The 23,971-nt window shown below is 59.0% G+C and carries 22 protein-coding genes; 13 read left to right on the top strand and 9 right to left on the bottom strand.

All coding sequences use genetic code 11. From position 1 onward, the window contains the following. Window positions 1–39: 39 nt before the first annotated feature. Together rsfS and Q0955_RS08415 are read right to left on the bottom strand one after the other, a co-directional pair. Window positions 40–393 (bottom strand): ribosome silencing factor, encoded by a 354-nt coding sequence (gene rsfS, locus Q0955_RS08420; protein ID WP_299423226.1) that lies wholly within the window; start codon window positions 391–393, stop codon window positions 40–42. A gap of 265 nt (window positions 394–658) precedes the next feature. Further along, window positions 659–2,080, bottom strand: coding sequence for a mechanosensitive ion channel domain-containing protein (locus tag Q0955_RS08415; RefSeq protein WP_299422973.1), 1,422 nt, complete (start codon window positions 2,078–2,080; stop codon window positions 659–661). Between the two features lie 260 nt (window positions 2,081–2,340). On the opposite strand from Q0955_RS08415, the gene leuC reads away from it, so the two are divergent. The 3 genes from leuC (at window position 2,341) to Q0955_RS08400 (ending at window position 4,816) form a co-directional block, all read left to right on the top strand. Continuing rightward, window positions 2,341–3,747, top strand: coding sequence for a 3-isopropylmalate dehydratase large subunit (gene leuC / locus Q0955_RS08410; protein WP_299422971.1), 1,407 nt, complete (start codon window positions 2,341–2,343; stop codon window positions 3,745–3,747). A gap of 12 nt (window positions 3,748–3,759) precedes the next feature. Then, a complete protein-coding gene (leuD, locus tag Q0955_RS08405) occupies window positions 3,760–4,365 on the top strand; it encodes a 3-isopropylmalate dehydratase small subunit (protein WP_299422969.1) in 606 nt (201 codons plus the stop codon). Between the two features lie 160 nt (window positions 4,366–4,525). After that, window positions 4,526–4,816, top strand: a complete 291-nt coding sequence (locus tag Q0955_RS08400; RefSeq protein WP_299422966.1) for a hypothetical protein — start codon at window positions 4,526–4,528, stop codon at window positions 4,814–4,816. Between the two features lie 127 nt (window positions 4,817–4,943). On the opposite strand, the gene Q0955_RS08395 is transcribed toward Q0955_RS08400, so the two are convergent. Beyond that, window positions 4,944–6,158: a hypothetical protein gene (locus Q0955_RS08395; RefSeq protein ID WP_299422964.1), complete on the bottom strand. Its 1,215-nt coding sequence runs from the start codon at window positions 6,156–6,158 to the stop codon at window positions 4,944–4,946. Between the two features lie 428 nt (window positions 6,159–6,586). Here Q0955_RS08395 and Q0955_RS08390 point away from each other — a divergent pair, with 428 nt between their 5' ends. Together Q0955_RS08390 and Q0955_RS08385 are read left to right on the top strand one after the other, a co-directional pair. Beyond that, window positions 6,587–7,432 carry a hypothetical protein gene (locus Q0955_RS08390; RefSeq protein WP_283424190.1) on the top strand — a complete coding sequence of 282 codons (846 nt, stop codon included), beginning with the start codon at window positions 6,587–6,589 and terminating at the stop codon, window positions 7,430–7,432. Window positions 7,433–7,524: 92 nt separating this feature from the next. Further along, window positions 7,525–8,445 carry an endonuclease/exonuclease/phosphatase family protein gene (locus Q0955_RS08385; RefSeq protein WP_366140667.1) on the top strand — a complete coding sequence of 307 codons (921 nt, stop codon included), beginning with the start codon at window positions 7,525–7,527 and terminating at the stop codon, window positions 8,443–8,445. Here the strand turns inward: Q0955_RS08385 and Q0955_RS08380 are convergent. After that, window positions 8,415–9,311, bottom strand: a complete 897-nt coding sequence (locus Q0955_RS08380) for a sugar nucleotide-binding protein (protein ID WP_299422958.1) — start codon at window positions 9,309–9,311, stop codon at window positions 8,415–8,417. The two genes, Q0955_RS08385 and Q0955_RS08380, sit on opposite strands and share 31 nt — an antisense overlap. A gap of 97 nt (window positions 9,312–9,408) precedes the next feature. On the opposite strand from Q0955_RS08380, the gene Q0955_RS08375 reads away from it, so the two are divergent. From Q0955_RS08375 to Q0955_RS08365, 3 genes are all read left to right on the top strand, one after another. Further along, window positions 9,409–10,305: a LysR family transcriptional regulator gene (locus Q0955_RS08375; protein WP_299422956.1), complete on the top strand. Its 897-nt coding sequence runs from the start codon at window positions 9,409–9,411 to the stop codon at window positions 10,303–10,305. 58 nt (window positions 10,306–10,363) lie between these two features. Further along, a complete protein-coding gene (leuB, locus tag Q0955_RS08370; RefSeq protein WP_299422953.1) occupies window positions 10,364–11,467 on the top strand; it encodes a 3-isopropylmalate dehydrogenase in 1,104 nt (367 codons plus the stop codon). Between the two features lie 125 nt (window positions 11,468–11,592). Beyond that, on the top strand, window positions 11,593–12,231 hold the full coding sequence (locus Q0955_RS08365; RefSeq protein ID WP_299422951.1) for a PEBP family protein: 639 nt from the start codon (window positions 11,593–11,595) through the stop codon (window positions 12,229–12,231). Here the strand turns inward: Q0955_RS08365 and Q0955_RS08360 are convergent. The 5 genes from Q0955_RS08360 to Q0955_RS08340 all read right to left on the bottom strand — a co-directional run bounded on the left by Q0955_RS08360 (window position 12,228) and on the right by Q0955_RS08340 (window position 17,817). After that, window positions 12,228–12,890: an ABC-type transport auxiliary lipoprotein family protein gene (locus Q0955_RS08360; RefSeq protein WP_299422948.1), complete on the bottom strand. Its 663-nt coding sequence runs from the start codon at window positions 12,888–12,890 to the stop codon at window positions 12,228–12,230. The genes Q0955_RS08365 and Q0955_RS08360 overlap by 4 nt on opposite strands. Then, entirely contained in the window at window positions 12,887–15,001 is a 2,115-nt protein-coding gene (locus Q0955_RS08355) for an MlaD family protein (RefSeq protein WP_299422946.1), read from the bottom strand. Before Q0955_RS08355 ends, Q0955_RS08360 begins: the two co-directional genes overlap by 4 nt. A 3-nt stretch (window positions 15,002–15,004) precedes the next feature. Continuing rightward, the gene (locus Q0955_RS08350) at window positions 15,005–15,808 is read right to left on the bottom strand and encodes an ATP-binding cassette domain-containing protein (RefSeq protein ID WP_299422943.1); all 804 of its coding nucleotides are present in this window, start codon (window positions 15,806–15,808) and stop codon (window positions 15,005–15,007) included. Window positions 15,809–15,810: 2 nt separating this feature from the next. Continuing rightward, entirely contained in the window at window positions 15,811–16,941 is a 1,131-nt protein-coding gene (locus Q0955_RS08345; protein WP_299422941.1) for an MlaE family lipid ABC transporter permease subunit, read from the bottom strand. Window positions 16,942–17,028: 87 nt separating this feature from the next. After that, window positions 17,029–17,817 (bottom strand): PaaX family transcriptional regulator C-terminal domain-containing protein, encoded by a 789-nt coding sequence (locus tag Q0955_RS08340; protein ID WP_299422938.1) that lies wholly within the window; start codon window positions 17,815–17,817, stop codon window positions 17,029–17,031. 134 nt (window positions 17,818–17,951) lie between these two features. On the opposite strand from Q0955_RS08340, the gene Q0955_RS08335 reads away from it, so the two are divergent. Genes Q0955_RS08335 through Q0955_RS08315 form a run of 5 tightly spaced genes read left to right on the top strand, consistent with a single transcriptional unit; the run spans window position 17,952 to window position 23,971 of the window. Further along, window positions 17,952–19,571 (top strand): carboxyl transferase domain-containing protein, encoded by a 1,620-nt coding sequence (locus Q0955_RS08335; protein ID WP_299422936.1) that lies wholly within the window; start codon window positions 17,952–17,954, stop codon window positions 19,569–19,571. A 2-nt stretch (window positions 19,572–19,573) separates the two neighbouring features. Continuing rightward, window positions 19,574–21,529: an acetyl-CoA carboxylase biotin carboxylase subunit gene (locus tag Q0955_RS08330; protein ID WP_299422933.1), complete on the top strand. Its 1,956-nt coding sequence runs from the start codon at window positions 19,574–19,576 to the stop codon at window positions 21,527–21,529. Further along, on the top strand, window positions 21,526–22,326 hold the full coding sequence (locus Q0955_RS08325) for a TIGR03084 family metal-binding protein (protein WP_299422931.1): 801 nt from the start codon (window positions 21,526–21,528) through the stop codon (window positions 22,324–22,326). Before Q0955_RS08330 ends, Q0955_RS08325 begins: the two co-directional genes overlap by 4 nt. 1 nt (window position 22,327) lies before the next feature. Beyond that, window positions 22,328–23,185: a 3-keto-5-aminohexanoate cleavage protein gene (locus Q0955_RS08320; protein WP_299422928.1), complete on the top strand. Its 858-nt coding sequence runs from the start codon at window positions 22,328–22,330 to the stop codon at window positions 23,183–23,185. Between the two features lie 39 nt (window positions 23,186–23,224). Next, window positions 23,225–23,971 (top strand): sulfite exporter TauE/SafE family protein, encoded by a 747-nt coding sequence (locus Q0955_RS08315; protein WP_299422925.1) that lies wholly within the window; start codon window positions 23,225–23,227, stop codon window positions 23,969–23,971.

Raw genomic sequence — 23,971 nt, 5'->3', positions numbered from 1 at the left:
GCCCTCCGGCCCGCAACACATCGCAGGCCGTCTGAAATCTTATGCGTCGCCGCCTGGCACCCACATTTTTTCAAGCTGGTAGAACTCGCGCACTTCCGGGCGGAAGATGTGCAAGATCACATCGCCGGTGTCGACCAGAACCCAGTCACCTGTGTCCTTACCTTCCACCTTGGCGCCGCGTCCAAACTCAGCTTTCAGCCGCTCGACCAGCTTTTCGGCAATCGCGGTCACCTGACGCGAGGAGCGCCCGGTGCAGATCACCATGTAGTCGCCAATAGAGGTTTTGCCGCGCAGATCGATCTGCACCACATCTTCGGCTTTGTCTTCATCCAGAGAGGTGAGGATACGGGCAAGCAGTGCCTCGCTTGTCGCATCTGATGAGTCCGACGTCACAATCGAACCGGAGTCAGTAGCATTGGCCACGTCGTTGTTCAGAGACAGAAGTCTGTCCTCCTTAAATCGCACCCGTAAGCCCCGGTGCCGAGCATAATGTCAAGATAGCACCGGTTGGCGCTTTTCTCAACGAAAGGCAAGGGGGATTCGCCAAGATTGGCCTCCAGGCGGGCGTAATTGCATGGTTTTGGGTGGAAAGGGGGCCAGCCCCCTCGCTTGGCTGCGCCAAGCTCAGCCCTAGTACATTTGAAGACTATGAATGTAGTTAAGCGGACGTGGTGTCGCCATCGCCTTCCAGCATACGCACCTCACGCTGTGGGAACGGCAGGGAAATACCATGCTCATGAAACGCATCCCACAACGCCAGATAGACATTGCCGCGAATGTTGGTCAGCCCGCCGGTGGGGTCTTCGATCCAGAAGCGCAGGATGTAATCCACACTGCTGTCGCCAAATCCAACGATGTGACAGACTGGCGTGTTGGGATAATGCAGCACGCGACCCACCGATTTTGCCGCCTCAATGGCCACCTTGCGCACCAGATGCGGATCATCGCCATAGGCGGTGCCAAAAAAGATATCGAGCCGCACATAGCTGTCAGAATGCGACCAGTTCACCACCTGATTGGTGATCAGGTCTTCGTTGGGGATCAGGAACTCTTTGCCGTCCCGCGTGACCACCGAGATGTAGCGCGCGCCGAGCGAATTGATCCAACCAAAGGTCTCCCCCAGGGAGATCACGTCACCGGGCTTGATCGATTTGTCCATCACAATGATCAGGCCAGAGACCAGATTGGACACCACTTTTTGCAGGCCAAAGCCAAGCCCAACGCCAATGAAGCCGGTCAGGAACGCCAGGCCTTTGAGGTCAAAACCAATGATGCGCAGCCCCACAAAGAAAGCGGCGGTGTACAAAAACACCTGCAACAGCTTGCCAAACAGCACCCGCATGGAGGGCGAGATGTCTTCACTGCGCTTCAGGCGGGCGTCCGCCTGGCGCGACAGAAGGCGGGTGATGGCGAAGGTGAGCCCAAGCAACACAAGCGCCTGTGCGATCATCCAAAGAGACAAGCGGGATTCGCCAAACACCAATGCCATGCTGTCCATCAGCTGCACCGCATCGTCGCGCAAACCGGTCAAAACCAGCGTGACCCAAATCCAAGCGCCATAGCGCAAGAAAGCCCGCAAGGTTGTGTTTTGCACCACGCGCAGCACCGCAACCACAACCAGCCAGGCCAATGCCAAGTTGGCCAACCCCACCAGCAGGTAAGACCGGCTCGGCCAGGTCACCGCCTGCATCAGCCAGACGGTGAACCAGATCAACAGGTTGAACACAAACAGCGGCATGCGCCGATGCACCATCATGGCATACCGGTAGCGCAGCTTGGACCAGCCTTCGCGTGATTTTAGCCAAGCGTAGAACCGTGGCTTGAGAAAGGCCGCAATGGCAAAGGCCAGCCCCAACAAACCCAGCGCGATGACCACCTGATAAAACGCCCAGGGCCGCAGCAGGCTTTCGCCAAACGCCACCAGCTGCTCCCAAATGCCCAGGGCAATTTCTGTGGTTTCGGTTGTGTCCTCTGTAGGCGGCTGGGACGCAACCTCGCGCTCGGCACCCGCGATGCGGTCCAACTCGGATTCTTGCGTGTCGCCAACGCTTTGGGTCTCTGCGGTGTTCTCCTCAGCCATAGGCGTATCCTTGCACGTTCCATGGCCTTGCGGCAACGCGACTGTTCCGGAGTGTGTGCTTCTGCTTGAAGGAATCTGTGCGACCCTGTAGGGGAGAGGCATGAAACGCATCTATGACATTGCTGACCGCGCCTTTTTGCCTTGGCGCTTCTTTGGTCAGAGCAAATCCGTCATCGCCGCGCTATGAGCTTTTGGCGCAGCTGAGCTGTGCCCGTTAGTCAGCCATAACTTCAGCTATCCAAACAGAATGGAGAGGACCTATGTCCCCCAAAACGCTCTATGATAAGATCTGGGATGCCCATGTTGCGCATGAAGCCGACGATGGCACCTGCCTTTTGTATATTGACCGTCACCTCGTACACGAAGTGACAAGCGCCCAGGCGTTTGAAGGCCTGCGTATGGCAGGCCGCAAAGTGCGTGCGCCGGAAAAAACCATCGCCGTGCCGGACCACAACGTGCCGACAACAGAAGGTCGGGATGACCCGGCGCAGATGACCGAAGAATCACGCATTCAGGTTGAGGCGCTAGACACCAACGCCAAGGAGTTTGGCGTGCATTACTATCCGGTGTCTGACGTGCGTCAGGGCATTGTGCACATTGTTGGCCCGGAGCAGGGCTGGACCTTGCCCGGCATGACTGTGGTCTGTGGTGACAGCCACACTGCGACCCATGGTGCCTTTGGCGCATTGGCGCATGGTATTGGTACTTCTGAAGTGGAGCACGTGCTCGCCACGCAGACGCTGATCCAGAAGAAGTCCAAAAACATGAAGGTGGAGATCACCGGTAAGTTGAAGCCGGGTGTGACCGCCAAAGACATCACTCTGGCGGTGATTGGCGAAACCGGCACCGGTGGTGGCACTGGTTATGTCATCGAGTATTGCGGGGAAGCGATCCGCGATCTGTCGATGGAAGGCCGCATGACCGTGTGTAACATGGCGATTGAAGGCGGTGCGCGCGCCGGTTTAATTGCGCCGGATGAGACCACCTATGCCTACGTCAAAGGCCGTCCCCATGCGCCAAAAGCCGGTGCATTTGAACAGGCGCTGGAGTACTGGAAGACGCTCTTCACCGACGAAGGCGCGCATTTTGACAAAGTGGTCACACTGAAAGGCGAAGACATTCAGCCGGTTGTGACATGGGGCACCAGCCCTGAGGATGTGCTGCCGATCACCGGTGTGGTGCCAAACCCGGAAGATTTCGAGGGCGGCAAGGTTGATGCCGCGCGGCGTTCGATTGAATACATGGGTCTGACGCCTGGTCAGAAACTGACCGACATCGAGATCGACACCGTGTTCATCGGCTCCTGCACCAACGGCCGGATCGAAGATTTCCGCGCTGTGGCCGAAGTGGTCAAAGGCAAGAAGATCAAAGACGGCATGCGGGCGATGATTGTACCGGGCTCTGGCCTTGTGCGCGCACAGGCCGAGGAAGAAGGTCTGGCGGATATCTTCCGTGAGGCCGGCTTTGAGTGGCGTCTGGCTGGATGCTCCATGTGTCTGGCGATGAACCCGGATCAGCTGAGCGAAGGCGAGCGGTGCGCGGCAACGTCGAACCGCAACTTCGAAGGCCGTCAGGGCTATAAGGGCCGCACACACCTTGTATCCCCTGCCATGGCTGCCGCCGCTGCCCTCACCGGCAAGCTGACTGATATTCGCGAGCTGATGTAAGGAGCCAGCGTTATGGAAAAATTCGAAACCTTCTCTGGTATCGCCGCGCCTATGCCGCTGGTGAATATCGACACCGACATGATCATCCCAAAGGTGTTCTTGAAATCCATTGCCCGCACCGGCTTTGGCGCCAATCTGTTTGATGAGATGCGGTTTAACCGTGACGGCACCGAGATCCCTGATTTTGTGTTGAACAAACCGCAGTACCGCAGCGCGCAGATCCTGATTGCAGGCGACAACTTTGGCTGTGGCTCTTCGCGGGAACACGCCCCTTGGGCGCTGGACGATTTTGGCATCAAGGTGATTGTGTCCACCTCCTTTGCCGACATCTTCTTCAACAACAGCTTTAAGAACGGCATGTTGCCCATCGTGCTGCCGCAAGAGCAGGTTGATGTGCTGATGGCGGACGCGGAAAAAGGCGAAAACGCCCGCATGACCGTGGATCTGGAAGCGCAGGAGATCACCACTTCGGATGGTGACGTGATCAAATTCGAGGTGGATGCCTTCAAAAAGCACTGCCTGTTGAACGGTCTGGATGACATTGGCCTGACCATGGAGAAAGAAGCCTCCATCGACGCCTTTGAAGCCAAAGCGGGTGCCGCGCGTCCGTGGGTGTAAGCGCACAATCGTTTAATTGACATGACCCCGCACAACCGCTCAGGCTGTGCGGGGTTTTCTTTTTGCTGGGAACGCGGGATGGGAAATCTCAATCGAGCCAATTAACCGCTTGGCGTTAGAGCCAGCGAATGGGCTCGTAAGAGGAAACCAAAGGAATACGATGTCGGAACTCAAGTGGTATGACGGACCAGACTTACAAACCGCAAACGAGGTCATTTCGCTGGTGGGAAGCTATAGGACGGGCTCGTTGCTTACCTCATATGCTCAATTCCTTGAGACACAAGAACTCGCGACCCTGAATGACTTTGAAAAAACAGTTGTGGGCGTTGAGGTTTTCCAAAGAGAGATCAACGTAGGTGGCTTTGACGCTTTGGATCAGGCCTATTTGGGACTGGGCTTGGATTTGTCGGATGACTTGCTTTTGTTTTTGGTTGCTGCACGGGATGGCTGAATTCAGTCGGTAGGAGGCTTCCCCAGCGACCGAACCGAGGGGCGGAAGCAAAGCGCCCGCCCCGTGGGGGCGGTTCGGGCGCTAGCCAAAGCTCCGCTTTGGCTTCTTGCTTTCAAACTGAAGCGGCCTACTCCGCAGGCACAGCCACCTGACGATCCGTGCCGCCCATATGCTTGGCGTTGAGCTTCAGCACCAGCCAGATCATCGTGACCTGTAAGGCAATCGCCACAGCGGAAATCAACAGATAGGCCAGCGAGAACTTGTCGACCAAGCCGCTCGCCACCAACCCTTTGTTGAGCCAGAAGTGCAGCATCACCGACAGCGCCACACCGGGGCAAACCAGCGCGTAGGAGCCTGCGGATTTCTCCGGTCCGGTCACAAATTTGGACACATAGCCAAAACGGCGCAACACGGTCAGGCCAAGCGCAAACACAGCCAACTGCACCATCAGCAAAGTTGTCAGCATGGAGAGCGTTTCGCCCGCGCCGCCGTGCACATCAAAATGCACATGCAAGCCGTGGTTCTGCCGCATCCAGGCGATGGTGATCACCGTGATCATCGGCACGATAATCAGCAATGTTGGCGCACTTTCGGTGTTGGCGCCGTTTTCCATCATCGAGCGCAAACCAAGGATCACATTTGCCACGGCCAACAGAATCGCAACCACGATGAAAAAGCTCGACAGGATGAAAGACAGGCCTGCGATCATGGCTGACCCGCTCATCGCGGACGGCGCTGCGAGACCAACACCCACCATGGCAAAGGCGAAGGCGGGAAGCACCTGCGCAAAACTGTTGTTTTTGGCGCAGTCAAAGCCGCCGTTGATCAACACGCGGCCAAAGAAGTCCCGCATGATCATCAAGCCGTAACCGCCGATTAAAACAAAGGCGATCATCGCCAGCGGGAAAAGGAATTCAACCACGGTCCACAGGCCAGGCACAAATACCAGACCAACGATAAAACCGCCGTTCACAACCATCGCCAGCGCAAGCGGGATCGCCATGAGTTGTGTTTCGGCATTGGTAGCGCGCAGCGCGGCATAGGCGTCGGTTGTTTTAAAGGCAGACAGCCCACGCAAGTTCCAGATCAGCGACTTGATCAGCAGATAGGTTAACCCGGCAATCCCCAGCATGGCCACGACGATGGCTGCCTTAAGTGGCAGCGCACCCCCCGCAAAAGCGGACATGATGTCCTCAAAGATTGGCACCGGGCGACCCGGATGAGGCACCCAAAACATCAGAAACATAAAGAAGGTCACCATCAGGCCACCGGAGCCCAAGGTGGAGAGAAAATAAAGCGGGGAGTAGGACGCAACATCGCGTGTAGCAGAGGGGGTTGGCATGGCATTTCCTTTCACATTCCATAAATAGAATATGAAAATCACCTTGAGCCACCTTGACCTAAATCAATAACATTCTATTTTCCGAATGCGTTGAGGATTGAAATGGGGCGAAATTGTGGCGCGCACTCTGCCTCACCGCCTCATTCCCCAACATCCTTGTGGCGTCACCGAAGCACCCCACCAGATTTAGTATCATCCTGAAAAACAGCGCTTTTTTCGAGCGCACATTGATGCATTCGCGCACCAGTCCCGATTTGAGCCCCCCGTTCGCGGCCAAAAGCCAAACAAAACCTTGAGACTTGCCAGCATCCGATGCCACAATAAGGCATAAATGAGGCACCCCGTCGCAAAGACGGGATCAAGTTGGAACAAGATCGCACGGCCATAGAGCCACAAAACGCGACATCCGGTTTGAAGGGATACGAGCTGTGATAGGCAGAATCATTGGCGCGGCAACGCGCGCAGGACTGGTGGCATTGCTGTTTGCCTTGCCAGCGATCATCTTGCCATCGGTGAGCGAAGACGTGGTGCATATCGTGCTGCTGTTTGCCATCTTCTCCTCGTTGCTGGTGTTTATAGAGTATGTGACCACCGCGCCGTCTTTCATCGAATTCCGCCACGCCCCGCCGTTCAATCGGCTGCGGTTTTTGGCCATCTTTTTCACCGTCTTTGCGCTCTCTGTGATTGCGCGCGGCGAAGTGGCACCCAATGCCTTCACCGCTTTCCTGCATGCGCTTGGCATCATTGTGGGTGACGCGATTGATTTCCCCTACTCCCCAGTGCGCCTGATGGTGATCATGCTGCCAGAGGACGCCACACGGGAATTGATTACCGAGGTGCGGACGGCGTCTGGCCTCAGCTATTTGATCTCGCTGATGACTCTGGCGGTGTTCTATTTCTTTGTCCGCGTGCTGGAATGGCCCGCACGCAATGGGGCGTTTAACGTCTGGATCAACCTGCCGCTGTTTGACCCGACCGCGGGCGGCGATGTGCTGCCACGGCTGCAGCGGGATGGCCGTCTTAACATTGCGTTAGGGTTTCTTATGCCATTCTTAATCCCGGCGATCATTCAGATGATGTCGGACCTGATTGATCCAATCTACTTAAGTGATCCGATGACAATGATTTGGACCATCAGCGCATGGGCATTCATTCCCGCCAGCATGATCATGCGCGGCATCGCGATGACCCGCGTGGCCACCATGATCGACGAGAACCGCCGTCGCGCCTATGCCGCGTCGCGTGGCGCACATCCGGTGTCCTCAGCCGCCTGATCGGCCTTCTGTTACTTGCCAGTATTGCCCATGCGGAAACGATCCGCGTGGCCACTTATGATGTAGAGCTGTCCCGTAAGGGGCCAGGGCTGATGCTGCGCGATATCACGCGGGATGACCCGCAAGTTGTGGCGATTTCACAGGTGGTGACACATCTCGCACCCGACATCCTGTTTCTGCAAGGTGTGGACTATGACGCCGATCTGCTTGGAGCCAAGGCACTGCGCGATCACTTTGGCAAAGGCGGGTTGGACTATCGGCATGTCTTTGCACTGCCCCCTAATACCGGCGTCCCTACGGGCTTGGATATGAACGGCGACGGGCGATTGCACACACCTGCGGATGCGCAAGGCTATGGCAAGTTTCGCGGGGCGGGCGGTATGGTGGTGCTGTCGCGCTGGCCCTTTGGCGAGGCGACAGATTTCTCTGCGCTGCTGTGGCGCGACTTGCCTGGTGGGCAACTGCCCGAGGTTGATGGCGTGCCGTTCCCGTCGGAGGCCGCGCAAGCCGTCCAGCGCCTGTCAACCAACGGCCATTGGGTTGTGCCGGTGCTGCATCCGGATGGCCCAGTGACGTTGATGCTCTTTGCGGCGGGACCGCCGGTGTTTGACGGGCCGGAGGATCAAAACGGATTGCGCAATGCCGACGAAATCCGGCTGTGGTCTCATCTACTGAACGGTAAACTTGGCCCCACGCCCGAGCCGCCGTTTGTCTTGATGGGGGGCGCGAACCTTGATCCGCAAGAAGGCGAAGGGCGGCATGAAGCCATTCAAGCTTTGCTCAACGATCCACGTTTGCAAGACCCGCTGGTACAGGCTGGCCCAACTGTGGATTGGCGTGAGCCGACGCCGGGAGATTTGCGAGTAGACTATGTCCTGCCCAGCGCCGATCTAAAGGTGATCGACGCTGGGGTGTTTTGGCCCAAGCCTGATAACCCGAGCCATGAGTTGCTGTCCGTAAAAGACATCATCGCCAGTCGTCATCATATGGTTTGGGTTGACATCGCGTTCTGAGGCATCGCTGTCTCAGGCAGCGCAGAGGACAAAGCCCTGTGCAACTCAGTGGGCTCAAACTCCGGCAGCAGTTCCTCGAAACGGGCGCCATCCAACTGATGCGGCGTATTCCACAGGTAGCGCATTTCCAGCAAATGCGGCGCCAGTTTCCACACTGGCGAGGCCAACTGGATCGCCCACCACGCCATGGACTTCACTTTCAGAGACCGCCCCAAAACCTGCTCCAATGCCTGCACCAGTACGTTGCCGGTCAGCGTGTAGCCGGAGAAAGGTACGTCTTCGAAGCGGTTCAACTGGTCCCGCTTTTCCGCCAGCATCACGGCCGCGCGGCAAAGGTCTGGCAGATAGGCCCAAGCGTGATCTACGTCGCGCTTACCCGGATAGGTCATCACGCCACGGCCAATCTTCGGCGTCATGATCATGTCAAACCAATTGCCCGAGGCTTCGGTATCTATAAAATCCCCGGCGCGCAGAATGATCGTGCGCACTTCGCTAAAGCGATAGGCCCGTTCCATGTCACGACGGATTTGGCCAAGGGGGTTTTGCGCCTGATGCGGGGTGGTCACACCCCAAGGGCTTGGCGTGTCTTTGCCGTAAACATAGACGTTACCCGGTACAATCACCGTAGCATCGACCATCTTGGCGGCCGCAATCACCTCATCGTGCAGTTTGGGCACCTGCGTGGCCCAGTCAAAATACTGCGGGTTCCAAGCGTTCACGATCACCTGAACCCCATGCACCGCCTCACGCAGCCGATCTTTGCTGCGATCAAAGCTGCGCACATCCCAACCCGCCTTGGCAAACGCCTGCGCGGCGTTGCGTCCAAACCGGCCATTTGCGCCAAGTATCAAAACCGTCTGTGCCATGAACTCTCTCCTACTGTCTGGCGTCTTGAGACAAACATGCGACATTCGGAGACAGTTAGGTATTGGCGAAATTCGCAGCCGTGCTATTCATAAATGAATGGAAAAATCCCTCTCAAACCTCGACTGGTCCTTAATCCAGTCCTTTCTGGCCGTGGCGGAAACCGGCTCTTTGTCTGGCGCAGCGCGGCAACTCAATGCCTCCCAACCCACGCTGGGGCGCCATATCAAAACGCTCGAGGACACACTAAAGGTTGAGGTCTTCCACCGCCACGCGCGGGGCTTTGAGTTGACGGACACAGGCCAAGCCCTGCTCGCGCCCGCCCAACGTATGGCCAGCGCCATGGCCGATCTGTCGCTGGCGGCCGCGGGCGGGGAAACCAATCTTGCGGGCACCGTGCGCATCGCGACCTCTGTCTTTATGGCGCATCATGTCATGCCCGACATTCTGGCCGACCTGCGCCAGCACGAACCGCAAATCCAGATTGAACTGGTGCCATCAGATCAATCGCAGAATCTGCTGTTCCGGGAGGCCGACATTGCGGTGCGCATGTACCGCCCTGAACAACTCGACATGATAACCAAACATCTGGGCGACATCACTCTTGGTATGTTTGCCGCCGAAAGCTACATCGCCCGCAAAGGCCGTCCCACCGGGGCCGAGGATCTACCACACCACGATATTGTTGGCTATGACGCGAATGACGACATCATTCGCGAAATGCGCCGCATGGGCATCCCCGCCAACCGCGATTGGTTTCCGGTACGCTGTGACCACCAAACCACCTATTGGGAGCTGGTGCGCGCGGGTTGCGGATTGGGGTTTTGCCAGAGCCATATTGCGCGGCAAACACCGGGAATCGAAGAGATCAAAATCGACTTTCCACTCCCGCATTTGCCGGTCTGGCTCACCGCCCATGAAAGCCTGCGACACACCCCGCGCATTTCCCGCGTCTGGAGCCTGCTGGAGAGCGCATTAAAGCCCTTTGTTTCTTGATCTTTTGCACGTGGATCGGTAACCCGTAGCGAACCTATTTGATCAAGGACGCACCGCAATGAGCACCCCTTCGCTTCTCATCCTCGCCGGCGACGGCATCGGCCCCGAAGTCATGACCCAAGTCCAGCGCGTAATTGGCTGGTTTGGCGACAAACGTGGCCTGAAATTTGACGTGAGCGAAGACCTTGTTGGCGGCGCAGCGTATGACAAGCACGGCGTGCCACTGCATGATGACACCATGGCGAAGGCGCAGGAAGTGGACGCGGTTCTGCTGGGCGCCGTGGGTGGCCCAAAATACGACGATCTGGACTTCTCCGTAAAACCAGAGCGCGGTCTGCTGCGCCTGCGCAAAGAGATGGACCTTTACGCCAACCTGCGCCCTGCACAGTGTTTTGACGCGCTGGCGGATTTCTCCTCTCTGAAGACCCACATCGTGTCCGGTCTGGACATCATGATCGTGCGTGAGCTGACTGGGGGCGTCTATTTTGGCGAGCCACGTGGCATCTTTGAAGAAGGCAACGAGCGTGTGGGCATCAACACCCAGCGTTACACCGAATCCGAAATCGAACGCGGTGCACGCTCTGCGTTTGAACTGGCGATGAAGCGCGACAAACGTCTGTGCTCCATGGAAAAAGCCAACGTGATGGAAAGCGGCATCCTGTGGCGCGAAGTGGTGAACGAAGTGGCGAAGGACTACCCGGAAGTGGAAGTCTCCCACATGTATGCCGACAACGGCGCGATGCAGCTGGTACGCGCGCCAAAGCAGTTTGACGTGATCTACACCGACAACCTGTTTGGTGACATCCTGTCCGACTGTGCCGCAATGCTGACCGGCTCGCTGGGCATGTTGCCGTCCGCCTCCCTTGGTGCGCCAATGGAGAACGGCCGCCCCAAAGCGCTTTATGAACCGGTACACGGCTCCGCACCTGACATCGCGGGTCAAGCCAAAGCCAACCCATGTGCCTGTGTGCTCTCCTTTGCGATGGCGCTGCGCTATTCCTTCAACGAAGGTGCCGAAGCGGATCGTCTGGAAGCGGCTGTGGAGAAGGTTCTGGCGGATGGCGTACGCACCGCAGACCTGATGCAGGCAGACGGTGGCACGCCGGTGTCCACGTCTGAAATGGGTGACGCTTTGCTGGCAGCCCTGGACGCCAGCCTGTAAGCGCAAGCTACAGCTTAAAAAATTGCGAAGGCGTCCTTAGGGGCGCCTTTACCTTTTTGGCAATTTGTTTTCCGCGGACTTCTGCAAGCTGCTACCACTAGGACAGGCAAGTTTTGGAGGTCGACATGAAACATGTCCTCGGGGGCGCCCTCACGCTGGTTCTAAGTACCGCCGCTACCGCAGAAACCTTCAAGGCGGACGTCTGGGCCGACAATTGGTTTGCGCTTTATGCCAATGGATCATTGGTGGGAGAGGACCGCATCTCCATTGCCACAGAACGCTCGTTTAACGCCGAGAGCTTCACCTTCCGCGCCGAGCGTCCGTTTATGCTGGCGCTTGTGGCCAAAGACTTCAAAGAGAACGACACCGGGCTGGAATACATCGGCACCAATCGGCAGCAGATGGGCGATGGCGGCGTGATCCTGCAGATCAAAGATGCCGCCGGTGATATTGTGGCAGTGTCTAACAAAGACTGGCGCTGCAAGGTGCTCCATGAGGCGCCGCTCGACAAATCCTGCGCCAAGGAGCGTAACCCGCGTGTGGGCGAAGGGCCGTGTGGGTTTGAGGCGAGCAAGCCGCCGCGGGGCTGGACGGCCGAGTATTTTGACGATTCAAACTGGCCACGTGCAACGGAATACAAGAAACGTCAGGTGCGCCCGAAAGACGGTTACAACGATATCAAATGGGACCGGCAGGCGGAGTTCATCTGGGGGCCGGATCTGGAAACCAACAACACGTTGATTTGCCGCCTAAAGGTTGACTAGCGGATGGCCGGACGCGGGTTGCGTTGACCGTGGCTGTAGATGGTTTTTACGCTCCATTCCACCGCGCGGCGCATGGTTTTGCCTAGCGCATCGTCAAAGGCCACAACCACATCAGACATCTCGTCACTTGGCGACATCATCACCTTTTCAAAGGATTTTGAGCCAATGATGTGGTCGTCATAGGCGTCCACAATCTTGAGGTTCATGCGCACGTGGATTTCCAGCGCATTGCTTTCGGTCTCCACCGCCGGAATGCGCGCCTGAAACTCGCGCAGGTCGGACACAATCAGAAAATCAGGGCGCAGGGCCACAGAAGAGCGGCCCACGGCGGCCACCTTGCCGCTGTTTTCAAAGCTCTCGATCAGCAGCGTCTGCACAATCACCGGCGCGCGGTCGACCCAACGCGCCACGGGCAGATACTCAAACTGATAGGGCGTCGGCTGCACCGCAATTTGATCGGTGTCGACAGCCGCATGAGCGGTCGGTTCCTCGATCACAATCTGATGGCTAAGCCGTGGCAGACCAGAGGAAAACGTGCTTTTGGGCGTCAGCGTGTAGAGATCCGTTGGCGCCGCAGCACGGTTTAATGTGCCTAGCCCGCTGCATCCAGACAGCGCAAGCGCGCCCATCAATACCGTTGCCCATCCCCATCGTGTCATCGGCTAAACTCCGATCCTTGCGTGCCGAGAAGAAACCGCGCCGGATCACGTTTGATCCGAGCCACCAGCCGGTCGAGATTGCCAACCAGATAACGGGATTCTTCCACAAATTTAACAGTTTGCGGCAGGCCCAGCCGCAAAAATTCGGACACCTGCCGCTCGTTGCGCTGCACAATGTCATTCACGGTGCCCAGCAAATCAGACGCGGATTGCGAGGCGGCCAACACTTCACCTGACGCCTTGCTGATGTCATCAGAGACGCCGGTTACAGTGCCAGAAACGGCCGCCACTGCGCCGCTGATGTCGGTCATGATCTGATCCACATCCTCATCGAGGATTTGGTTCACCCCACTGAATGTGTCGCCAGCCGTGGCCAGCGTTGCGTCAGCGGTTTCCATCGCCTGATAGATTGCCTCCAGGGTGCGGTTGGAGCGTTCAAACGTGTCAATCGCAGTCAGCAAGGCCTCACTGGCCTGCGGCGACAACGTCGCCATTTGCCCGGTCGCATCCACGGCCAGCGTGTCGATGCTGGCAATCATGGTGTTGGCAGCTTGTGCGGCTTCAGAAATGTTTTCCACCACCTCGGGCAACCGCTCGTCCACGGTCACGCGGATGGCATCCAAAGCACTGCGCGCACTGGCCGCTGCTTCGCGGGCGTCTTCGACCATCTCGGTTGCGCCACCACGTACCAGCGTATTCACCGCATCCGCCGTGTCATCCAGCGACCGCAGCATTTCGTCCGACAGCTCCAGAGCCTCGTTGAAGTTCGCGAGCGTGCCGCGCGCCTCCACCAAGCGTGCTGTGGCGGTTTCAAGCATCACCGCACCTTGGTCTGTGATCTCTTCCACACCGGTCTCAATGGCCACCAGCGTTTGGTTGGTTTGATCAATCAATGGCGAGACTTTGGTGGTCGCAATGTCTCGTACTGTGGAGAGCGCCGCCGTGGCCTCATCCGCCAGTGGTTGCAGGTCCGTGTTCATTACCGTAGTGGCCGTATCCGAGGCTACACGCACGGAATTGAGCGTGTCGGTCGCCGCATTTGTGGCCGTTTCGAAAGCCGATATGGCCGTCTGGGTCTGTTCAACGCGGGCCTGCACGCTGCTGCCGACCTCCTCATACCGCGCCATCAGGCTCGATGCATCGGTGCCAACCTGCGCGATCTGGCTTTCCATCACTTCCGCCGTGTCCTGCACCTGCTGCACCAAGGCCGGCAGGCGTTCGTCGATCAAAGCCTGCGCCGATTGCATCGCGGAAATCGCGGATGGTTCCAACACCTCAACCACATTCTCCAACGCCGCGGCCGCATCTGCACCACGTTGGATGAAGTCTTTGAGGTCTTCTTTCATCAAGCTGTCAGCCGTGGCAAAGGCGCTTTGTGCATTGTCCAACGTGCCTTTGGTACGCTCTGCGGCTTCCTTGATGGAACCCAGCGCGCCAGTGGCCTCGACTAATGTCACTTCTGCGGTGTCAGACAGGGCTTCCAGCCGCGTGGTAAACGCCGCAATTTCCCGTGCCGCGCTGCCGACATCTTCGGACAGTTCCTCAAACTCCGCCAACGTGCGATCCAGGCGCCCTGAAGCGCTGGCCAAATTGCCCAGCAGCTCGTTCACAGCTGCGGTGTTCTCTTCGCTCACCACACCTTGCAGGTTTTCCAGCAAGCCAATCGCCTTTTCCATCAACTGCGGCGCGCCTTCGACCACCGATTGCAGGGCGCTCTTCTCGGTGGTGATTTCGCCATATTGGGGCAAGGCAGCCGCCTCTAGTGTGCCACCAGACAGCGCCACAAAGCTCACGCCCGTCACCCCCTGCCCTTGCAGCTTCGCAATGGTGTCGACCTTCACCGGCGTGTCCGCGCCCACCTCGATACGCACCCGCACAAGCGAAGGGTTCTCGTCATCCAGTTCCAGCATCACAACTTGTCCCACCGGCAGGCCGTTGTAGCGCACGCTGCCCGCCATCCCGAGGCCACCGACGTTGTCAAACAGCACGTCGTAATAGGCGTATTGTTTTTCCAGATCGATCTTGGCGAGCCAGAGCACAAACAGAAACGAGCCGATCAGGCCGACCAGCGCGAACACCCCAATCAGGAGGTAGTTTGCCCGTGTCTCCATGCCCTAAGTGCCCCCAGTTTCGTTGCCCGTGCCTTTGACCTGCGCCGCCCGCGCACGTGGGCCGGTGAAATACTCCTGTACCCACGGATGATCGACATCGGTCATTGTTTCTATTGGACCTTCTACCAGAACACGCTTCTCGGCAAGCACCGCAATGCGATCACAAATCGCATAGAGGCTGTCCAAATCATGCGTCACCATAAAGACGGTGATGCCCAGACTGCGCTGCAACTCGCCAATCAGATCGTCATAAGCCGCCGCCCCCACCGGATCGAGGCCCGCTGTGGGTTCATCCAGAAACACAATCTGCGGGTCGAGTGCCAAAGCCCGTGCGAGAGCCGCGCGTTTGCGCATCCCACCCGACAGCTCGCTGGGCAGCTTTTCACAGGCCAGTTGCGGCAGGCCGACAAGGCTAATCTTGAGCGCGCCGAGCTCTTTCATCAGATTGGTCGACAGTTTCAGATGCTCGCGCATCGGGGCCATCACGTTTTGTAAAACCGTGAGTGAGGAAAACAACGCCCCGTCCTGAAAGGCCACACCCCAGCGGGTTTCGACCTTGCGCCGCTCCTCTTCGGGCGCGGTGAGCACATTGGTGCCGAGCACCTCAATGGTGCCCGCCGCCGGTTTGTTCAGGCCGACAATGGTGCGCAACAACACCGATTTGCCGGTGCCCGAGCCGCCGACAATGCCCAGCACTTCGCCGCGCCAGACATCCAGATCGAGATTGTCATGCACCACCTGCGGCCCAAACTGATTGCGCAACCCGCGGACCTTGATGATGGCGTCACGCTCTGGGGTATCGCTCATGCTCACACCCCCAACTGCGCAAAGAAGATCGAGAACAGAGCATCCAGGGCGATCACCAGAAAGATACCCTGCACCACGCTGGAGGTGGTACGCTGGCCCACGCTGGTGGAGCTGCCCTTCACCTGGAAAGCTTGCCAACAAGCCACCACGCCAATCACCAGCGCAAAAAACGGCGCTTTCACCATGCCGACCAGCAGGTGTTTCACGGCGATGTTGTCATGCAGGCGGGTGAGGAACATGCCGGGGTTCACATCCAAGCTCACCCAGCTCATCAGCGCGCCGCCAAACAGGCCAAACAGATTGGCCACAAACCCCAAAAGTGGCAACATAATCAGCAGCGCCAGCACCCGTGGCACCACCAGCACCCGCACTGGATCAAGGCCCAGCGTTTGCATCGCGTCAATTTCCTGCTGCACTTTCATCGATCCAACCGAGGCAGTGAAGGCGGATCCAGAACGACCGGCAACGATGATCGCGGTCAGCAGGATGCCCAGCTCGCGCAGCACCGAAATGCCGATCAGTTCGACCACAAACACCTCTGCGCCAAACTGCTGCAACTGACTTGCGCCCTGAAAACCCAGCACCACGCCGATCAAAAACCCCATAAGGGCAATGATCGGCACCGCATTGAAGCCCACATCCTGCATGTGCGTGACCAAACTGGCCCAGCGCACCTTGTGAGGTCGCACAACCACATCCGCCAGTCCAGAAAGTGTTTGCCCCAAAAAACTCACCAGAGACAGCGCGTCACCCCAACCGGACACGAGTGTGCGGCCAATGTTGGCCACCCATTCCCAGCGTCCGTGTTCCGGCAGCTCATGTGGTGTTTTCTCTGGAGAAGCGGCGGTCACGGTTGTGAGAAGCGCCAGATGATCCGCTGCGCCGGCGATCTGCACCTCGGCTCCCTGTGCCTGCAACCGCGTGCGCAGTTGAGAGACCAGCCAGGCTCCGCCGGTATCAAAAGCGGTGAGTGGTGAGAGGTCTATGTCGACGTTTGTCTCAGAGGGCGCAGCCTGCGCAAAAGGCCCCTCCATATCGGCGAGAAACTCGGTCAGCAAAGCCCCAGACACGCGGACAGTGGCACGCCCGCCTTGGGCCTCGACCCGCAGGTTTGGCGCCGTCAGAGCGCTCATGCGCTGCGTACTCCGCATTCCGTAGTATCCGTCAAACCCCGGATCATCCTGCCCTAAATCTGTTGCCTCAAACCGTTTCCCAGAAGCCTAGCCCAGCGCCACTTGCCGCTCAAGCTCTGCCACATCTGGACGCTCCAGCCGCGTGAGTGCCTGCATCACCAACCGCTGCGCCCGCGCCCCGGGCCAGTCGGACGGTAGAACCGCATCCTGCACCGCGCCGTGGCGCAACCGCAGCCGCCGCCAGTGGTGCAAGATTACCAAGCGCAAAGCGGTGCGGTCCAGCGTGCCGTCCGGTGTATTATGGGCCAACACAAGCCCCACCGCAGCTGACAACGCATCATACTCCGCGGCCAGCTCCGCCGGTGCCAATGCGCATACAGCCCATTCCGGCACCCGCTCCGGTGTGAAACGGGTCAGCAAGAGATTGTCACTTGGCCGAATGGCCCCCGCCACCAACGCGCTGCGCGCAGACAGGGACACCGCCTGCGCCGGCAGCAACTCAAGAAACTCAACCGCCGTCAGACTTGGACCACCTACCGCCAGCCAGACGGCCTCTGGCGTGTCTGCCAAACCGTAGATCTGGGCCCGCACAGCCTCCGTTTCTGCCCAGCCTTTGGCCGAGAGTTGATGTGCAGACAGCCGCCCGCGTTTTTCCGAGGTGATCCAGCCATCGCGGCGCAGACGATGCAGCGCCACCCGCAACGCCTGATTGTTGATCCCCAGCCGGCTGACCAAAGCATCCAACACCGGCCCCGACAGCCAGGCATCCTCGCTTTGCAGCAGGTCACCCAAGATGGTGACTACAACCGACCAGACTTTAAGTGGGCCGCAGTCAGCGACAACATTGATATCTTCTTGCAGATCAACAGTTTGCATGCGCCAATCTTACGCCTCTCAGACCCCAACAACAAGCTTTGGCCGCAGCGTCACGTTCACGCTGTCTTGAAGCGCCCGCGCGCCCGGCTCACAGTGGTTTCAAAATTCGGGACCGCTCAGGAGGAGGAGCCCCCATGTCTTTTGAGACTCAGATCACGCCCACCGCGCCTGCGTTTGGCCAAAACCGGGATGCGATGTTGGCCGCCGTGGCGGAGCTGCGTGCGCTGGAAACCCGAACAGCGGAGAAATCCGAACAACGCCGGGAGCGCTTTGCGGCGCGGGGGCAAATCACCCCACGCGAACGTCTTGCCCGCTTGCTGGACCCCGGCTTGCCGTTCCTGCGCCTGCACAGCCTCGCGGGCTATTTACAAGACAGCGATGACCCTGAAAAGTCGCTGCCGGGCAGCACCTTTCTGATGGGGATTGGGTTTGTCTCCGGCGTACGCTGCATGATTGTGGTGGATGACAGCGGTATCAACGCCGGCGCGCTCTCGCCAATGTCCTTGCAAGCCATGCTGTCCGCGCAAGATATTGCCCTGCGCCAGAAACTACCGTTTGTGCATCTGGTCGAGAGCGCAGGCGCCAACCTGATGAACTACCGCGTCGAAGACTGGGCGTTGGGCGGGGGCGTGTTCCGCAATCTCGCGCGTCTTTCGGCGGCCGGTTTGCCCACGATTGCGGTTTTGCACGGCCCTTCCACCGCTGGCGGCGCCTATATGCCGGGCCTGTCCGACTATGTGATTGGCGTGAAGAAAAACGGCATGGCGGCGCTGGCCGGTGCTGCGCTGGTGAATGCCGCCACCGGCGAGGTTGCCAAAGACGCCGATCTGGGCGGCGCAGAAATGCACGCGACCACCTCCGGTTTGGTGGAATACCTCGCCGAAGACGATGTGCACGCCATCGCAATGGCCCGCCGTGTCATGGCGCGGCTGGATTGGAACCGTGACATGCCCAAACCCGAGGCGCGCGCCTTTAACGAACCGCGTTTTGACGTGAATGAAATCGCAGGCGTGGTGCCCGCGGACTGGTCCACGCCCTATGACGCGCGCGAGTTGATTGCTCGGCTTGTCGACGGTTCTGATTTTGACGAATTCAAGCCGGATTTCGGCCCCGCAACCCTCTGTATTCAAGCGCAAATCCACGGTCACACCATTGGCATCCTCGCCAACAATGGCCCGATTGATCCGGCAGGCGCCAACAAGGCCACGCATTTCATTCAGGCCTGCGATCAGGCGGGCACGCCGCTTGTGTTCCTCAACAACACCACCGGCTACATGGTTGGCACGGCGTATGAACAGGCCGGGATGATCAAGCACGGCTCCAAAATGATCCAAGCCGTGTCCAACGCCCGCGTGCCCAAGATCACGCTCTACTGCGGGGCCAGCTTTGGCGCGGGCAACTACGGCATGTGCGGCATCGCCTATCAGCCTGATTTCCTGTTTGCTTGGCCCACGTCGCGCTCCGGCGTGATGGGCGGCACCCAAGCCGCCAAAACCATGAGTCACGTCGCCCGCGCCGGTGCTGCCCGCAAAGGCATCGAGGTGGACGAGGCCCGCATGGCCAAACAAGAAGCCGCCATTCAAGGATTGTTTGACGCGCAATCCTCGCCGTTTTTCACCTCCGGAAAAATTCTCGACCACGGCGTGATTGATCCGCGTGACAGTCGCAAGGTGATTGCTTTCTGCCTTGGCACCGTGGCCGAAGCGCGCCGTCGTCCCCTCAACCCCAACAGCTTTGGCGTGGCGAGGATGTGAGCATGCGCAAATTCGACACCCTTCTGATTGCCAACCGCGGTGAAATCGCCTGCCGCATCATCCGCACCGCGCGCGACCTCGGGCTGCGCACGATTGCGGTCTATTCGGACGCTGATGCAGAGGCGCTGCATGTGTCCATGGCGGATGAGGCGCACCCCATCGGCCCCGCCTCTGCCGCAGACAGCTATCTCAACGTTGACGTCATTTTGGCGGCCGCCAAAGCCTCCGGTGCTGGGGCGATCCATCCCGGCTATGGCTTCCTGTCAGAAAACGCAGATTTTGCCCGCGCAGTTGAACGCGCAGGTCTCGTCTTTGTCGGACCATCCGCCAAGGCCATCGAGATCATGGGCGACAAAGCCATCGCCAACACGCATATGCTGGACGCCGGGGTGCCCTGCGTTCCCGGCTTTCAAGGCGATGACCAAACTGATGCGACACTGCTGTCTCACGCGCAGGACATCGGCGTGCCGCTCATGGTCAAAGCCGCAGCGGGTGGCGGCGGCAAAGGGATGCGGCTGGTCGCAAACTTGGACGACCTGCTAGAGGCGCTCACCTTGGCCCGCGCGGAAGCCAGCGCGGCTTTTGGCAATGACACGCTGATCCTGGAACGCGCCGTGCAAAACGCCCGCCATATCGAAATTCAGGTCTTTGCGGATCATGCCGGCAACACAATTGCCTTGGGCGAGCGGGACTGCTCTGTGCAGCGCCGCCATCAAAAGGTGATTGAGGAAGCCCCCGCGCCTGGAATGCCTCAAACCATACGCAAGCGTATGGAAAAAGCCGCCATTGCTGCGGCCAAATCGGTAAGCTACGTCGGCGCGGGCACGGTTGAGTTTCTGCTCGATGAAAACGGAGAGGATTTCTATTTCCTTGAGATGAACACCCGCCTTCAGGTCGAGCATCCAGTGACCGAGATGGTCACGGGCCTGGACCTCGTGGCGCTGCAAATCGCCGTCGCGCAGGGCAGGCCACTGCCTGTCTCCCAAGAGGACGTCACACTCACGGGACACGCCATTGAAGTCCGACTCTATGCCGAAGATCCCGCCAATGGCTTTCTGCCGTCCATTGGAAAAATTCATAAGTTTGAAATGGATAACACCCTTCGCATCGACACTGGGGTGCGCAACGGTGACGAGGTCACTCCATACTATGACCCGATGCTGGCCAAGCTCATTGCCTATGGGGACACCCGCGATGAAGCGCTGCGCACGCTGACCAAGGCACTGGACAATGCGGCAGTTCTGGGCGTGACCACCAACGTGGCGTTCTTACGTGACCTGCTCGATCACGCCGAGGTGCAGGACGGCATCGCCACGACATCATTTTTGGACGCCACGTATCCTGAAGGTCCACCGCAGACAGCCCTCACGTCGCAATCCATTACCCTTGCGGCCGAACTTTTGCTGCGCAGCGAAGGGGACGCCGCACAGGCGCAAAGCCTGCTGCCCGACACCACTCTCGCAGGATTTTCCAGCGACGGCGGCTTGCCCATTCCGCTAGACCTCTCGCTTTATGATGAAACGTATCCGCTCACCGCAACGGGCGTTGGAACGGATCACATCACGGTTTCTGGCGACGGCTGGACCCACACGGTCTCAAGCGATTTCCGCGTCGATGGGTTGCGAGCCACCGCACATCACGCGCCTGACGGAACGAGCGGTCTCTACCTGCAAACCGCAGGCCACCACCTGCATGTCACCCGCGCGCAGCCTTGGGCCACAACCAACGCGGCTTCAACCGGCGCACTCACCGCGCCGATGCCCGGCCTGTTGGTGTCGCTCAATGTGGCCGCAGGGGACACCGTCCTAAAAGGCGACACGCTGGCCGTGCTTGAAGCCATGAAAATGCAACATCAATTGACCGCCAACACCGACGGCGTTGTCGCCGCGCTCCACATTGAGGCGGGACAACAGCTGTCCAAAGGCGCGCTGATCCTGACTATGGAAGACCCATCATGACCCTCACCCAAGCTGACGATTTTCTCACCGAATCCGAAGTGCTGCATGACGCCTTGTCTGGCTTGTCGGACGCGAAACTGCGCACCCAAACCCAGTTCAAAGGCTGGACCATCGAAGACGTGCTGGTGCACCTGCATTTCTGGAACACCGGCGCGGACCTCTCTGCCTCCGACGAAGCCGCCTTTATGGCGCGCATGGGCGAGGCGATGGCCTCGCTCAAGGCCACGGGTTCTCTGCGCAGCTATGAAAATGAAACCATAATGGAGCGCGGTGCAGAGTTGCGCGCCGTTTGGATCGAGACGGCGCGCGACATCGCAACCCGCTGGCGGGATATGGACCCCAAGGCGCGTCTGCCGTGGGTTGGTCCGTCGATGTCGGCACGCTCGTCTATGACAGCTCGACAAATGGAAACCTGGGCGCATGGGTTTGAGGTGTTTGATCTGCTGGGCAGGACCCGCGCGGACAGCGACCGCATCAAAAACATCGTGATCCTTGGCGTGAACACCTTCGGTTGGTCCCATCAGGTGCACGGCCTGCCGGTGCCCGAGACCATGCCCAAGCTTACGCTGACCGCACCGTCTGGGGCTGTCTGGGAATTTGGTGAGGACAACAGCGACAGCATCACTGGCCCCGCCACAGATTTTGCGGCCGTTGTCACCCAAACCCGCGCCTTTGGGGACACATCACTGACCGCCACCGGCGAAGTGGCGCAAACCTGGATGACCAACGCGCAGTGTTTTGCCGGTCCGCCAGAAACACCCCCTGCAAACGGCAGCCGCCACAAGCAGGAGGGGTAAGATGGACAAAGCCATCCTAACCTGTGCGCTCAACGGCGTTCTGACCGATCCAACGCAGCACCCCGTGCCGGTCACGCCCGCGGAGTGCGCCGCTTCAGCACGTGAGGCGATAGACGCGGGCGCCGCCGTGATCCACATCCACTTCCGCCAGCAGGACGCGGGCAAGGGCCACCTGCCAAGCTGGGACCCCAAGGTGGCGACGGAGATTGTCGACGCCATCCGCGACGCCTGCCCCGACATCCTAATCAACGCCACCACCGGCGTGGTGGGGCCGGATTATTCTTGTGCGCTCGACTGCATCCGTGCGCTCAAGCCCGAAATCGCCGCCTGCAACGCCGGCTCACTCAACTATCTCAAGCTGCGCAGCAATGGAGAGTGGGCTTGGCCCCCGATGCTGTTTGAGAACCAGCCCTCCAAAATTCAGGACCATCTCGATGTGATGGCAGAGACCAACACAATTCCAGAGCTTGAGTGCTTTGACACCGGCATCGTGCGCTCTGTGGCGATGTATGTGCAAAACGGCATGACCACCCGTGCGCAGTATAACCTTGTCATGGGTGTGGCTTCCGGCATGCCCGTGGACCCGACATTGCTGGAATTCCTGATGCCATACCTGCTGGAAGGTAGTTTCTGGCAAGCCACCCTGATTGGGCGCAGCGAGATTTGGGACACCCACCAAAAAGCCGCCGAGCTTGGCGGCATGTTGCGCACCGGGGTGGAGGACACGTTTTATTTGCCCAATGGCGAAAAAACCCGTTCGAACGGACAATTGATTGAAGCTTTGGTCACCTGCGCCACCAACACAGGGCGGGGCATTGCCAGCCCGGCGGAAGCGCGGGAGATGTTGGGGATCAGGTGAAGGTCTTGATCCCAAGCCATTTCACCGCATAGTGGCGGCATGATTGACCTACTCCCGCCAGACCTGTCCCAAGCCCATGCGATATTCCTTTTGGCGGTGAGCTTTGCCACCTCTTTGATGACCGCTGCGCTTGGCATTGGCGGTGGGGCGATCTTCCTGGCGGTGGCCGCCGTGATCCTCCCGCCAGCGGCGCTGATCCCTGTACATGGCGTGGTGCAGCTGGGCTCCAACGCCGTGCGCGCCACCATGTTCCGCAGCCACATCCTGCGCAGCGCTTTACCTGCCTTTACCATCGGTGCCCTCATCGGCGTGGCGATTGGCGGCAGTGTGGCGGTGAGCCTGCCCCCGGCTACTGTGCAAATTGGTATTGGCCTGTTCCTGCTGTGGGTTGTGCTCGGAAAAACGCCTGCGTGGATTGGCAAGTGGCCGATTGGGGCGGGCGCGTTTTCTTCATTTCTGACCATGTTCTTTGGCGCGACCGGACCGTTTGTGGCCGCTTACGTAAAAACCATGCAGCTTGACCGTCACACCCATGTGGCCACCCACGCTGCCCTGATGACGGTACAGCACGGCCTCAAGGTGGCTATGTTTGCCGCTCTGGGGTTTGGCTTTGCCCCCTGGGCGCTGTTCATCACCGGGCTGATCGCCTGTGGCGCGGCGGGCACCTGGGTGGGCAAACATGTGCTGGGCCGGATGAGTGACCACGGATTTCACAAAGTGCTCAACGTATTGCTGATCCTGATCGCCCTGCGCCTGCTCTGGGGTGGTATCAGCACATTCCTCTGA

The sequence above is a fragment of the uncultured Shimia sp. genome, from assembly GCF_947493595.1.
GTDB lineage: Bacteria > Pseudomonadota > Alphaproteobacteria > Rhodobacterales > Rhodobacteraceae > Shimia.
This window is presented reverse-complemented; position numbering and strand designations above follow the sequence as displayed.

Coding starts and splice junctions, on each gene's coding strand:
- Q0955_RS08415 (WP_299422973.1), bottom strand. CDS start 2,080: ATGGCTGAGGAGAACACCGCAGAGACCCAAAGCGTTGGCGACACGCAA.
- leuC (WP_299422971.1), top strand. CDS start 2,341: ATGTCCCCCAAAACGCTCTATGATAAGATCTGGGATGCCCATGTTGCG.
- leuD (WP_299422969.1), top strand. CDS start 3,760: ATGGAAAAATTCGAAACCTTCTCTGGTATCGCCGCGCCTATGCCGCTG.
- Q0955_RS08400 (WP_299422966.1), top strand. CDS start 4,526: ATGTCGGAACTCAAGTGGTATGACGGACCAGACTTACAAACCGCAAAC.
- Q0955_RS08395 (WP_299422964.1), bottom strand. CDS start 6,158: ATGCCAACCCCCTCTGCTACACGCGATGTTGCGTCCTACTCCCCGCTT.
- Q0955_RS08385 (WP_366140667.1), top strand. CDS start 7,525: ATGCTGCGCGATATCACGCGGGATGACCCGCAAGTTGTGGCGATTTCA.
- Q0955_RS08380 (WP_299422958.1), bottom strand. CDS start 9,311: ATGGCACAGACGGTTTTGATACTTGGCGCAAATGGCCGGTTTGGACGC.
- Q0955_RS08375 (WP_299422956.1), top strand. CDS start 9,409: ATGGAAAAATCCCTCTCAAACCTCGACTGGTCCTTAATCCAGTCCTTT.
- leuB (WP_299422953.1), top strand. CDS start 10,364: ATGAGCACCCCTTCGCTTCTCATCCTCGCCGGCGACGGCATCGGCCCC.
- Q0955_RS08365 (WP_299422951.1), top strand. CDS start 11,593: ATGAAACATGTCCTCGGGGGCGCCCTCACGCTGGTTCTAAGTACCGCC.
- Q0955_RS08360 (WP_299422948.1), bottom strand. CDS start 12,890: ATGACACGATGGGGATGGGCAACGGTATTGATGGGCGCGCTTGCGCTG.
- Q0955_RS08355 (WP_299422946.1), bottom strand. CDS start 15,001: ATGGAGACACGGGCAAACTACCTCCTGATTGGGGTGTTCGCGCTGGTC.
- Q0955_RS08350 (WP_299422943.1), bottom strand. CDS start 15,808: ATGAGCGATACCCCAGAGCGTGACGCCATCATCAAGGTCCGCGGGTTG.
- Q0955_RS08345 (WP_299422941.1), bottom strand. CDS start 16,941: ATGAGCGCTCTGACGGCGCCAAACCTGCGGGTCGAGGCCCAAGGCGGG.
- Q0955_RS08340 (WP_299422938.1), bottom strand. CDS start 17,817: ATGCAAACTGTTGATCTGCAAGAAGATATCAATGTTGTCGCTGACTGC.
- Q0955_RS08335 (WP_299422936.1), top strand. CDS start 17,952: ATGTCTTTTGAGACTCAGATCACGCCCACCGCGCCTGCGTTTGGCCAA.
- Q0955_RS08330 (WP_299422933.1), top strand. CDS start 19,574: ATGCGCAAATTCGACACCCTTCTGATTGCCAACCGCGGTGAAATCGCC.
- Q0955_RS08325 (WP_299422931.1), top strand. CDS start 21,526: ATGACCCTCACCCAAGCTGACGATTTTCTCACCGAATCCGAAGTGCTG.
- Q0955_RS08320 (WP_299422928.1), top strand. CDS start 22,328: ATGGACAAAGCCATCCTAACCTGTGCGCTCAACGGCGTTCTGACCGAT.
- Q0955_RS08315 (WP_299422925.1), top strand. CDS start 23,225: ATGATTGACCTACTCCCGCCAGACCTGTCCCAAGCCCATGCGATATTC.